The sequence below is a fragment of the Photobacterium sanguinicancri genome, assembly GCF_002265265.1.
In the GTDB taxonomy this organism is placed as follows: Bacteria; Pseudomonadota; Gammaproteobacteria; order Enterobacterales; family Vibrionaceae; genus Photobacterium; species Photobacterium sanguinicancri.
Genome location: NZ_NOIF01000006.1, coordinates 11,220 through 24,781, shown reverse-complemented (window position 1 = coordinate 24,781; position 13,562 = coordinate 11,220). Strand labels below are relative to the sequence as shown.

Sequence of the window (13,562 nt, the reverse complement as noted above, 5' to 3'; positions counted from 1 at the left end):
AAAACGCCGACGAAAGTCACTTCCGTCGGCGTTTTAACAATTTTTTACAAAGCGAAGGCTTAGTCGGCTTTATCAGCCTCGTCTTCTACTTCGACAACCTTAGGTGCGCTATCAACCGAAACCACTAAAGGTGATGTTTGGTTAGTCAGCTTAGCGATCAAGCCACCAATACGCTGACGCATTTCACGACGATCAACAATCATATCGATAGCACCATGTTCCAATAAGAACTCACTACGCTGGAAGCCTTCTGGCAGCTTCTCACGCACTGTTTGCTCGATAACACGTTGACCCGCGAAACCGATCAATGCTTTTGGCTCACCGATATTGATATCACCTAACATCGCCAAACTTGCCGATACACCGCCCATTGTAGGGTCAGTCAGTACCGAGAAGAACGGTAATCCTTTTGCAGACAAACGCTCAAGTGCCGCACTTGTTTTCGCCATTTGCATTAGCGACATTAGCGCTTCTTGCATACGTGCACCGCCACTTGCAGAGAAACACACAAGTGCACAGTTGTTTTCCATTGCTGCTTCTACCGCTTTCACGAATTTAGCACCCACAACAGAACCCATTGAGCCGCCCATAAAGGAGAACTCAAACGCACAAGCAATCACATCTTGACCAAGCAAGGTGCCCTGCATAACAACCAATGCGTCTTTCTCACCACTGTTCTTTTGAGCAGTAGAGATACGATCTTTATATTTCTTCGAATCACGGAACTTCAATTTATCTTTCGGTTCCATATCCGCCGCTAGTTCTACTTGATTTTCTTGGTCAAGGAACGTTTCAAGACGGCGACGCGCTTTCATACGCATGTGATGATCGCACTTTGGGCACACTTCTAGGTTAGACTCTAGATCAGCGTGATAAAGCACTTGTTCGCAAGAAGTACACTTCGTCCATACACCTTCAGGGATTGATGCTTTGCGAGAAGAAACAATGTTGCTCTTCGTTAGGATCTTTTCAAGCCAGCTCATGAATGACCTTTTTTATCTAGAAATTCCCCGCCAAAAAGCAGAGAAAGCAAATTCGTTTAATTATTAAGAGAGGAATTAAAGCACAAAGTTGCCAATCTGTAGATAAAAAACTGGTTGTACCTTGTGATCCCCACATAAATATAACGAAGAAATGTACCGCTAGGTACATGACTTCATTACTATTTAATCACATTAATCTTCAATAAACAGTGGACCAGCAGGAACATGCGGTAGACCGTGTTCAGCAGGATAATCGACCTCAATCAGATATAAGCCTTCAGCTTTCGCCGTTACGCCCGCAATTTGACGGTTCTTTTGTTGTAATAACCATTGAATCCATTCTGGTTTTTCTTCACCGCGCCCTACTTTGATCAAGCTTCCGGTAATATTACGTACCATGTGATGCAAAAATGCATTCGCTTTAATATCAATCACAATGTACTGGCCATGACGCGTGATATTGATGTGATGCATATTACGACATGGCGTATTCGCCTGACAATGCGTCGCACGAAAAGAGGTAAAGTCATGCTCGCCCAGTAAAAACTGCGCCGCTTCATGCATCAGCTTTTCATCGAGATCGCCATGATAGTGGCTTACACCACGCGCCAGAATCGCAGGACGAAAAGCGTGGTTAGAGATAATGTAACGATAACGACGCGCTGTTGCAGAAAAGCGAGCATGGAAGTCTTCCGTCACTTCATGTGCCCAACGCACAGCAATATCTTTCGGTAAATGGGTATTAACCCCCATCGTCCATGCGGCCAGCTTACGATTTGAATCGACATCAAAGTGAACCACTTGCCCTGTGCCATGTACCCCTGCATCTGTACGGCCAGCACACAGTACTTCTATCGGCTGATTGGCAATTTTAGACAAGGCTTTTTCTAATTCACCTTGCACACTCACAACATCTAGCTGGCGCTGCCAACCGTGATAATTTGCACCGTCGTATTCGATACCTAAAGCTATTCGCATAATCTACTTCGTCTTGCCTAGGCCCACAGAGCCCTATTAGTGTGTATATTGTGGTGATTATAAGGGATGGTAGAGCCAGATGCGATAGCTGCACGAAATACACCCATGCGCTTAACAGGTAAACAGTCGTTTTTCAGACAATAAAAAACGCGATGCTCTGTGAACATCGCGCTTTCATATCAATAAGCCAATTTTCTTCGACTTATGATTTAGTGGATACTTTCAGTAAATGCGTCGCTTCTTGTGCACTTTGTGCATCGCCGTTTTGGGCAATATCACGTAACAAATCAGCGGCACCTTCAGCATCGTTCATTTCAAGGTAAGCTTTGGCTAAATCTAACTTGCTCGCGTACTCACCTTGGCTATCAACATCATACTCTGGCACTCCCGCTAAAATATCAGGGAACTCATCAAGCCCGACATCAAGATTCAACGGGGCGTTATCAAGATCGATATCCACATTCAAATCATCCTCAAACTCGGACTCTTTCAAGAGCTCATCAATACTGATGTAAGATGCTGGTGATGGCTTCGTTTCGTCTAATAGCTCGCTATCGGCTTCTAGATAGCTATTATCTTGGTATCCAGAGGCAGATGCATCGCTACTCTTATGACTCTGCTGATGGCTCTGCGAGTTCGCAGGTTCATCGCCCGAGCGGCTATCAGTACGGTATGATGCGGTATCGCTGTTCACAACGTCATCGCTGTCATCTAACAGCAGATCTTGCTCGTCAACTTCATCCAGTAAAGACTCAGCGTCAAATCGATCAACCTCTTCAACTTGCATCTGAGGTTGCTCTGACCAATCTTCACTCGCTAGACGCGGCTCTTCAGAAATGGAGGCCCATACAGCAGCATCATCTTCTGACATTTCAAGCGATTGATCATCCAACAATGGGTCTTCATTAAACAGCAACTGATCACGTTCTTGGCTTTCAATATCATCTAAGCCAAACGGGATCTCATCAGAGAGCATTTCACTTTTCGCTAATGCATCAGACGATTCATCAAACGCGGTTAAATCTATATCCGAGGCTGTTGAATGTGCTGGCGTATTACTGCTGATGTCACCATCATCCACCCACGCATCAGGATCTGTCAGTAACGCATCCATATCTAAGCCAGCACTGTCTACAAGCTGCTGATCAATTGCATTATTAACTGGTGACGCCATAACAGGGTCGCCGGTCTCTGAAGCATCTGAAGTCTCTGGCGTCTTTTGAGTCTCAGGCTGAAGCGTATTTTTCGGCGCATCAGGTGCTTCAACTGTCGTTTCTAGTGGCTCAGCGCCATCATCATCAATAAATGAGTCTGATGTTAACCCTTGCTCAATATCGTACTGTTCAAGCTCATGCTGCTCATCATACGAAGCTTGACGGGCATCATCTTCACTGAATTCAGGTACGGTATTCAGATCAATAGTTTCAAATTCAAAATCGGATTCCGCTTTTGCAACGTTGAAGCTGTCACTCTCCGGAATGTGAGCCGTTTGCTCTGCTTCTTGCTGTGTATCAGCTTCCACTTCAACTGGCGATGGTTCAACGCTAGCTTCAACTGCAGCTTCAACCACAGTTTCATCACTTGGTATTGACGGTGTTATTGATGGTGCTATAGGCGTCGATTCCGAAGCTTCAACAGCCTGCTGTAGTTGCTTAACCACATTGTCTAACGCTGATTGTTGCTCATCATCTGCAATATCAGCCAACTCAGGTTCTAAAACTTCAGCTTCTGGATCAAACATCGCTGCGTTTTCATCAAACTCAGGCAATTCATCATCACGGATCTTATCCGACGCTTGATACTCTGCAGCTTGAGGCTCAGCAGATTCCGTAAACTCAGAGGCTTCCGGATCATTTAGCGCGTCTTCTTCTGTAAACTCCGGGAAATCGTCAAGACTAAATGGCTCTGGCTCTGGCTCTGGCTCTGGCTCTGGCTCTGGCTCTGGCTCTGGCTCTGGCTCTGGCTCTGGCATAGCAAGTTCAGGCTCAGCTACGTTGGCTTCAACTTGTGCTGATGTTAACGCTTCATTTGCTACATCAACATTGGCCAGTGCTTCAGCATGCTCGATTTCTTCAAGTAACTCATCAACACGTCGACCAACAGGTGAACTGTCTTCTGCCGTGTCATTCAGTAGACCTTCAACTTCCGCCACGAGATCATCATAGTTATGATCGTCTGCTGCTGTAGCGTCATCAACTTCAGTCGGCTCTATTTCAGTCGGCTCTATCGAGTTATCAGTAACATCTTGCTTAGTTTCAACGCCTGAGCTTTCATTAGCCGCTAGATTTTCATTAGCATCTAGCGCCTCATCAAACGTTAAATCACCATCAGCTGCCGTTGTCGCTGTTTCATCATTCTCAAATGGGTCAGGCTCTAACGCTTCTTTGGGTGCTAACGCATCATTCAGAATGTCATTAAAATCTGATGCAAAATCAGCATCACCGCTATCATCTAACGTTGGCGACTCAAGTTCATTTGTATCAAGTTCATTTATATCAAATGTCGGTGCTTCAAATTCAGGTTCGTCATAAACCGATTGGCTAGGTGCTAACTCTTCAGCATCTGGCGTGTGTTCTTGGCTTGGTTCAGTCGCACCAGATTGCGTGCCGTAGGCTGCCAATAATGCATCAAGGTCATCTTCTGCAACCTCACGATCATCAGCAATGCTTTCATCTGCAAGACTATCATCAGCAACGCTTTCAACAGGCTCTGCTAATTTAGCCTCTTCTTGTTCTTCAATCGCACTTTCAATAGGTCCAATACTATCGAACTGAATATCATCGATATTTTGGTTATCGATTTCAGCACCTACTTCCACCGAGGCGTTAGCGACAGGTTCTTGAATCGCACTTTGTTGCGCAAATATGTCATCAATGTCGGTTGGCGACATATCAGGCAATGACATATCAGGCAATGACATATCAGGCGATGGCATATCCAGTGACGACGGATCTGATGATTCCATCGTTTCGCCTAATAGCTCATCGAGTAAATCCGTGCTGTTTTCATCAATGATCAGTTCGTCGATATTAATGTCGTCATCCGACATATCATCTACATCAAAGTCGCCCTCAATACTGTTGGTATCTGGGTCGAGTGACTCATCATCACCAAGCAGTTCATCCAGCAACGCCGTACTATTTTCATCAATTTCAATATCACTGTTAAACAATGACGTCTCTTGCTCATCGTCGCCCAGTAATTCATCCAATAATGCGGTGCTGTTTTCATCAAGCGTTATATTTGATGCATCGCCTAAATCAATATCATCATCGTCTAGAAGCTCATCTAACAATGCGGTACTGCTTTCATCTAGAATGCGTTCATTATCATCTGCATTGTCATTTGCATCGTTATCACTCGCAAAGCTCGTTGCGAAAATATCATCAATAAGATCTTGTTCTGACTGAGATGAACTTGATTCAGGTTCCCCTCGCTGGGTGTCCGCTTCGCTAAAAAGCGACGCTGCATTCGCCTCTTTTGTTAATGATGCTTCAGGATTTGCCATCGCGCTGGCTTCGGCTAAAGCCGCATCAATCGCAGCTTGCTCTGCCAGTTCATCACTCACATCTTGTTCAGGAGAATCAAAACTGTCTGCTGAGTCAAAACTATCAAATAATGCATCCAGTTCACTTTGTGCAACGACATCATTGCTATCATTTGGCTTTGACGATGAGCTTGAATCAGCCTGCTCAGCTTCAAGCAGTAACTCATCCAATAACGATTGATCAAGCATGCCATTATCAAGGTTATTGCCACTTAGCAATTCATCATTGCTATCGCCATCGTCGTCTGACAGATCAAAGTTTGGCTGTTCATCATCTTCTTTTAGCGATTGCTCCCACATTGCAGCGAGTGCTTCATCAGAACTTAGTTCAGAAGACTGTTCCATTTCATCAAGTGCGCGCTCCATATCTTCAAGGCCGAGCGCTTGCTCATCACCTGTGACAGAGATACTACTTGCGCCACCAAGTGGGCTATCGATGTCAAAATCATCACTCGATGATAAATCTAAGGTATCGTCATCATCACGCAGTTGTGGTGCGAATAAGCTGTCTTCAGGATCATCAAATAACGCATCATCTTGTGCAAAGAGATCATCGATATCGTCACTGCCACTTAATGCTAGATCGGCAGTTGGATCATCAGCACCAGCCAATAAGCTATCATTCGGTGGTATAACCGCAGGATCAATCGCGTTAGGGCTATCTAACGACTTCACATCGTCAGCATCTTCTTCTTTACGACGACCAAATAGAAGGTATGAAGCAATACCTGCAATCAAGGCACCCGGAATAAACGCAGCCGCGGCCAGTGCCCATGGGTTCGCAATCAACTGATCCAGTAACGAAGGCTCTTGCACCACAGGTTGCATTTCAATGTTCTTTTGCTGTGCTAAGAAATCTTTAATTTCATCACGTAATATACCGTCACTGGTTTGCTGATCTTGCAATGCGGCAACTTCATGCTGCATTTCAGATAAACGCACTCGTAGCAAATGGTTGCTTTCAAGCAATTTAGTAATTTGGATATCTGAAGCATCAAGCTGATTTTGCAGCTCTGTCGGCGGCGCTTTCTTGGGCTTTGGTGGAATGAGTGCACTTTCAGTCTGGGCAACAGTCGCAGCACTGGTTTGCTCAACGGTGGCAGTTTCTACTGTGCTCGATGCTGCGCGCGTGGCATTTGTAGTCCGTGTAGATGCCGCTGTTGTGCTTGGCGCTGTTGATTCTGTCGTTACAGAGCGCGGCGCCGTTGCAGGGGCCGTACGAGAGGTTGATGCCGTGTTTGCCCGTGAAGCGGTAGATGTTGTTCTACGCGAAGGTTGTGCGGCTTTATCTTGCTCTAAACGCAACTTAACCGCATCGGTATTTTCACGACGGATCTGAGTTAACGTTGGCATGTTTAGGCGGCTGCCAGGGACTAAGCCATGAATATTATTCGATTCAAATGCATCTGGATTCGCACGATAAATAGCGCCGATCACTTGGTAGACAGAAACAGAGCTAGAAGGGCGATACTTTGACGATATCCCCCACAGTGTTTCATTGGCACGCGTCGGCCCGTACTGATAACTGCCTTGATAGCGGTTATCAACCTGTGCTGCATTTTGGCTGACTTCGCGGTAACGTTCAGTTACAACAGATGTGGGTTGGTCTTCCTCTGGCCCAAGAATGCGTACGGTATTCGCTTGTACCGAAAAATGAATGGCTGTCGTTGCAATGAATGCAGGAAGAATAAAGCGTTTGATCAGGTTAGATACGTCAGGCACGGCCTGCAGTCCTCTCTGGCGGAAACTAAAAAGTCGATTAGATAAATACAGTCTACGACAACATTTATCGAACCCACCTACTATGCGGTATTACTATATCGGACAGGCAACCTGAAACTGTAGTGTTCATACTAAAAATGTGGGGTTGCTGGAAAATTTACTAAAAGGAGCAGCAATCATGCCGCTCCTTGTCTATAGCCTCGGCTGATTTTCGTGATTATAAGTAATCAGAAATCAACTTCTCGGCAATTTGTACGCTGTTCGTCGCGGCACCTTTACGCACGTTATCAGCAACAACCCACATGTTTAAACCATGAGAGTGGCTAATATCTTCACGTACACGCGCAACCATGACATGGTCTTTACCTGTTGCGTCAGATACTTGTGTTGGGTATTCATTGCCTTGGAAAAGCTCAATACCTTCCGCGTTCTCTAGTAGTTGTAGCGCTTCTTCAAGGTTCACTTCTTGACGCGTTTCAACATGAACGGCTTCTGCATGACCATAGAATACAGGTACGCGAACACAAGTCGGGTTCACGCGAATAGTGTCATCTGCAAAAATCTTTTGCGTTTCCCACACCATTTTCATTTCTTCTTTGGTGTAGCCGTTATCCATAAAATCATCGATATGCGGCAAACAGTTAAATGCAATTTGCTTATCATAAACGCTATTTTCTGCTGATAGACCATTCAATAATTTAACGGTTTGGCCCGCTAATTCATCAACGCCTTTTTTACCGCTGCCTGATACCGACTGGTAAGTTGAAACGTTAATGCGTTCGATACCGTAAGCATCATGGATAGGCTTTAATGCCACCAGCATTTGGATAGTCGAACAGTTAGGGTTCGCGATGATGTTACGGTTACGGTATTCCGCAATCGCATCAGGGTTCACCTCAGGCACAACTAGCGGTACATCGTAGTCGTAACGGAAGCGTGATGTGTTATCAATCACGATAACGCCTTCATCTGCGGCGATAGGAGCCCAACGGTCTGAGGCTTCAGAACCTGCAGAGAACAAAGCAATATGGACCTGTGACCAATCAAAATCTTCAACGTTGGTAACACGTACTGATTTATTTTTAAAACGCAGTGTTTGACCCGCACCACGCTCAGAGGCTAGCAAGTATAAATTGCGAACAGGAAAATTGCGTTCCTCTAATACCTCAACCATAGCTTGACCTACAGCGCCAGTAGCGCCGAGTACGGCAATATCAAATTCCTGACTCATTGCGTTTCCTCAATTGTAAAACCTAATTTAGCCAGCGACTCTACCCCAAAACTGGCCTCTCCTGCTACCGTAATCGCACTATATTCACGTCGATCCCAGTAATTTTTACGCATCAAATCAAATGCAGTTGCCATCTCGGCCTCATCGCCTTGAGTTTGCTGCATAGAACGGCGAAATAACGCATCGTCCTTACGTACATCATAAACCAATTGGATCAGTGAAAATAAGTCAGATTCTGACCACGTTCGGCTCAAGGTGACATGTGGGATCGGCGCTTGCGGTAATAAACTCGCAGCTTCAACATGCGGTCGAGCAGAATCATCAATACTCGCCAGAAAGTCGCAGTATTGGTTATACACCATAGTGGTGCCACGCGCTTTGCCTTCTAAACCGTAGCCTGCAACATGGGGGGTCGCAAACGCTAACAGTGGTAAAAGTTCGAGATCAACCAGAGGCTCATGTTCAAATACATCCAACACTGCCGTTACTGTTTTACCTTGCCCACTGACACTTTGCTGTAATGCCCTTTTTAACGCCTGATTATCAACCACAGGACCGCGCGCAGCATTGATAAGAATGGTGTCATCTTTTAAATCGCCCAAGAATGCTTCATCAACCAGATGATAAGTTGAGTATTCACCCTCTCGGGTAATAGGCGTGTGTAGTGTAATGACATCACACTGCTCACGAAGCGTTGCTAGTGATGAAAACTCACGGCTATCACCTTCCGCTTGCTTGATAGGGTCATTCAGTAAGTACCGAATACCAAGGGCATCCAAGCAACCCGCAAGGTACGTACCGACATTGCCAGCACCAACAATACCGACGGTTTTATCAAAGATTGAAAAACCGTGTTGTTGGCCCAGCACCATCAGGCTGCTTAGTACATACTCAGCAACCCCTACTTTGTTACAACCAGGTGCTGCAGTAAATCTGATATTTTTCTCGGCAAGTAACGCTTGGTCAACATGGTCTTGCCCTGCTGTTGCGGTTCCGACAAATTTAAGGCGGTTGGCTTTTGCTAGCAATCGGCTATCCACCTTGGTTACCGAACGGATCATCAAAGCATCAATGTCGACCAAATCATCACAGCTCAGTGTGCGCCCAGGTTTTGCTATTACATGCCCTAATTGACTGAAGAGGTCTAGTGCATAAGGCATGTTTTCATCGATAAGGATGTTCATTAATTCTCCGAAAGCGAACAACTGCAAGCGAATATAATACCTCAGCCTCACCGAGAACAACCAGCGCTGTTTATCCTTCAATGTTTTACAACTGCAACTGCAACTGCAACTGCAACTCAAAGATAAACTCAAGAATCTAGATCCGCTAGACATACAGCGGGAGTTCAGCCGCGCTATGCTATTAAGGCTAACACTGTCATTACCAAATGGCAGGCACAAAAAAACCCAGCATTGCTGGGTCAAAAATCCGAGAAAAAGCATCAGATACGCAGCGTAATTTTTACACTGTATACCTAATGTGCGTCTGTTCATCGGTACTGGCTAAAATATTGGGAAAGTAGAGTTCTCTGGACAAGTCATCTACTTTCTCACTTTAGCCGGTGCCACCTCGGAAAATATGTTTAAGATGCAAAACAGGTAAACGCGTAATTCGCTATTATTTTGTCTACCTGCTGTTTTTGCGCCTTAAATTACGCTTCGTATTTTTTGATGACTAACGTTGCGTTAGTACCACCAAAACCGAAACTGTTAGACATTACCGTCTTCAGCTCAACATCGCGCTTTTCAGTCACAATATCTAAGCCTTCTGCCGCAGCGTCTAGGTTTTCAATATTAATGCTTGGGGCAACAAAGCTGTGCTCTAGCATCAAGGTTGAATAAATCGCTTCGTGAACACCTGCCGCACCCAATGCATGACCAGTCATCGCTTTGGTTGCTGAAATTGCAGGGCAGTTTTCACTGAACAATTCTTGGATTGCACCCAGTTCTTTTACATCACCTACTGGTGTTGAAGTACCGTGGGTATTGATGTAATCCACTGGCGCATCAAGATCTTGCATTGCCATCTTCATACAACGCACCGCGCCTTCACCTGATGGTGCTACCATGTCGTAGCCATCTGATGTCGCGCCGTAACCCACGATTTCACCGTAGATCTTCGCGCCACGTGCCAATGCATGCTCAAGCTCTTCAACAACCATCATGCCGCCGCCACCAGAGATAACAAAACCGTCGCGGTCTGCATCATAGGTACGAGACGCTTTTGATGGGTCATCGTTGTATTTAGTTGATAGTGCGCCCATTGCATCGAACATCATGGTCAAAGACCAATCTAATTCTTCACCGCCACCTGCAAACACAACATCTTGTTTGCCTAGCTGGATAAGTTCTAATGCGTGACCAATACAGTGTGCAGATGTCGCACATGCAGAGCTCATAGTGTAGTTAACACCACGGATTTTAAACGGTGTTGCCAAACATGCAGACACGGTTGACGACATAGTACGAGGTACCATGTATGGACCAACACGTTTCACGCCTTTTTCACGAATGATATCGACAGCCGCGACTTGATTTAATGATGATGCGCCACCAGAACCCGCCACTAGGCCAGTTCGGTCATTAGAAACTTGATCTTCAGTTAGGCCGGCATCTGCAATTGCCTGCTCCATAGACAAATATGCAAAACCTGCTGCATCGCCCATGAAACGCATCTTCTTACGATCGATATGCTCAGAAGGCTTTAATTTAAGATCGCCCCAAACATTGCTGCGTAATTTCATTTCAGCAAATTGTTCAGAGAAATTAATGCCAGATTTACCTTCTTTTAGCGATTCCAGCACTTCGTTTACGTTGTTACCAATGCTGGATACGATACCCATGCCTGTAATTACGGCTCGTTTCATGATGAATTCCTACTGATATTTAACGCAGAGATAATAACGGCTTTCTCACTCAAAAGTGGTCAGCTTTCCTATAGTTCGGGTACAATCGCGGTTAATTTCCAACTTTTTACTATGTTCGCACCTTAATTTTAGCGCCATATTTAAGTCTTAAATACGGATTTTGTAATGTGCAGCAGTCCCATTAAAAGAGGTTTCCCCTTGTCTGATAAGCCCAATAAGCGCATTGAGCACGCTGTTCTTGACTGGAACGAAGCGGGCACGCCAGTTTCTAACGATTTTGACGATGTGTATTTCTCTAATACCAATGGCTTAGAAGAAACACGCTACGTATTCCTACAACAAAATGGCTTACCCCAGCGTTGGGAACACTTCGATCGTCGTCGTTTTGTTGTGGCTGAAACCGGTTTTGGCACTGGGTTAAACTTCCTTGCACTGTGGCAATGGTTCAAAGCATTTCGTGCCGCACACCCTGATGCTACCACTAAAGAGCTGCATTTCATCAGTTTTGAAAAATTTCCGGTCACTAAGGCAGATTTAATCAAAGCGCACCAGTCATGGCCTGAACTCGCCGATGTGGCGAAGCAACTTCATGCCCACTACCCTGCAGCCGTTGCTGGCTGTCAACGGGTCGTACTTGAAGATGGCATGATCACACTGGATTTATGGTTTGGTGATATCAAAGACTGTATGCCACAGGTGTGGTGTGGTGAAGATGGTATTGTTGATGCGTGGTTCTTAGATGGTTTTGCTCCTAGCAAGAACCCCGAAATGTGGAACCAAAACCTGTTTAATAACATGGCAAAATTAGCACGAACAGGCTGTACCACTGCCACGTTCACCGCGGCGGGTTTTGTTCGCCGCGGCTTAATCGAAGCGGGTTTTAGCATGTCTAAAGCCAAAGGTTTTGGTACTAAGCGCGACATGTTAATTGGCCATATTGAAGCACGCCAATTTGGGTCAAATGTGAAACCTTGGTATCAGCGTAACGCGGCAAAAGACACGGATAATGTGGCGATCATTGGCGGCGGTATTGCGTCAGCCAGTGCGGCTATCGCTTTCATTCGCAGAGGGGTTAACGTCACGCTTTATTGTGCCGATGCCAAGCCAGCAGAAGGGGCATCTGGCAATCGTCAAGGCGCTGTTTATCCGCTGTTAAGTGGCGGCCATGATGCGATCCCAGACTTTTTTGCTCCTGCCTTTCTGTATGCACGACAGTTTGTAGAACAAGCAACACAATATGGTGAATTTGAACACCAATGGTGTGGTGTCACTCAGTTAGCTTGGAGTGACGAGGCGAAAAGAAAACTCAGTAATATCTTAGCAAATCAATACCCTGAAGATCTTATTAAAGCTTACGACCAAGCCCAAACAGAAGAGATTACAGGCGTAGTCTCAGGGCATAGCAGCGTTCATTACCCGCTAGGCGGATGGTTGTGTCCACAAGCACTCACACGCGTTCTTATTGAACACGGTCAACAAACAGGCCTGCTGACTTGCCACTATAATACCGACGTGCAAACACTGACGCAGCAAGACGGTCTTTGGTCTATTAGCACACAAGATGGGCAGCACTTTCAGCATGGCACCGTTATTGTGGCCAATGGACACCGTTTTACGACATTTGAACAAACCACCCAGCTGCCACTCTATCCTGTACGCGGCCAAGTAAGCCATATCCCGACCAACGAGACCTTGGCGCAATTAAAAACAGTATTGTGTTATGACGGTTACCTAACACCTAAAAATACCACTGCAGACACCCATTGCATCGGAGCGAGTTATGGTCGCAATAGTACCAATACCGATTTCAATGATGATGAACATGCTTCAAATAAAGCACGTCTGATTAAGAGCCTGCCTGATGCAACATGGCCAAAAGATGTAGAGATGGGCGACAACCAAGCACGTGTTGGGGTGCGTAGTGCCAGTCGTGATCATTTACCTATCGTGGGGGATGTTTGCCGTATTGATGATTTAATTTCGCAATATAGCGATCTTAGAGATAACAAAGACACAGCCGAAGCCGTGCCTTGTTATAACAATCTCTATAGCTTCCTTGGCTTAGGATCACGAGGATTAAGCTCTGCGCCCCTGCTTGGCGAATTAATTGCCTCACAGATTTGTGGTGATCCACTACCACTTCCAAACGATGTCCTTGAGGCTCTGCATCCTGGCCGTTCTTGGGTACGACGTTTAGTCCGTGGAAAGCAGCTTAATCAAGATAAATAAATC

The 13,562-nt window shown here is 45.6% G+C and carries 7 protein-coding genes; 1 reads left to right on the top strand and 6 read right to left on the bottom strand.

The features are described from left to right. Positions 1–59 precede the first annotated feature (59 nt). From accD to fabB, 6 genes are all read right to left on the bottom strand, one after another. Positions 60–983, bottom strand: coding sequence for an acetyl-CoA carboxylase, carboxyltransferase subunit beta (accD, locus tag ASV53_RS02085; RefSeq protein WP_062690947.1), 924 nt, complete (start codon positions 981–983; stop codon positions 60–62). A 192-nt stretch (positions 984–1,175) separates the two neighbouring features. After that, positions 1,176–1,961, bottom strand: coding sequence for a tRNA pseudouridine(38-40) synthase TruA (gene truA, locus ASV53_RS02080; RefSeq protein ID WP_062690946.1), 786 nt, complete (start codon positions 1,959–1,961; stop codon positions 1,176–1,178). Positions 1,962–2,163: 202 nt separating this feature from the next. After that, a complete protein-coding gene (locus ASV53_RS02075; RefSeq protein ID WP_094955902.1) occupies positions 2,164–7,230 on the bottom strand; it encodes a FimV/HubP family polar landmark protein in 5,067 nt (1,688 codons plus the stop codon). Positions 7,231–7,447: 217 nt separating this feature from the next. Further along, positions 7,448–8,461 (bottom strand): aspartate-semialdehyde dehydrogenase, encoded by a 1,014-nt coding sequence (locus ASV53_RS02070; RefSeq protein ID WP_094955901.1) that lies wholly within the window; start codon positions 8,459–8,461, stop codon positions 7,448–7,450. Beyond that, on the bottom strand, positions 8,458–9,645 hold the full coding sequence (locus tag ASV53_RS02065; protein WP_094955900.1) for a 4-phosphoerythronate dehydrogenase: 1,188 nt from the start codon (positions 9,643–9,645) through the stop codon (positions 8,458–8,460). Before ASV53_RS02065 ends, ASV53_RS02070 begins: the two co-directional genes overlap by 4 nt. Positions 9,646–10,115: 470 nt before the next feature. Continuing rightward, entirely contained in the window at positions 10,116–11,330 is a 1,215-nt protein-coding gene (gene fabB / locus ASV53_RS02060) for a beta-ketoacyl-ACP synthase I (RefSeq protein WP_062690941.1), read from the bottom strand. A 165-nt stretch (positions 11,331–11,495) separates the two neighbouring features. Here fabB and mnmC point away from each other — a divergent pair, with 165 nt between their 5' ends. Beyond that, the gene (gene mnmC / locus ASV53_RS02055) at positions 11,496–13,559 is read left to right on the top strand and encodes a bifunctional tRNA (5-methylaminomethyl-2-thiouridine)(34)-methyltransferase MnmC2/FAD-dependent 5-carboxymethylaminomethyl-2-thiouridine(34) oxidoreductase MnmC1 (protein WP_094955899.1); all 2,064 of its coding nucleotides are present in this window, start codon (positions 11,496–11,498) and stop codon (positions 13,557–13,559) included. The last annotated feature ends 3 nt before the right edge of the window (positions 13,560–13,562 follow it).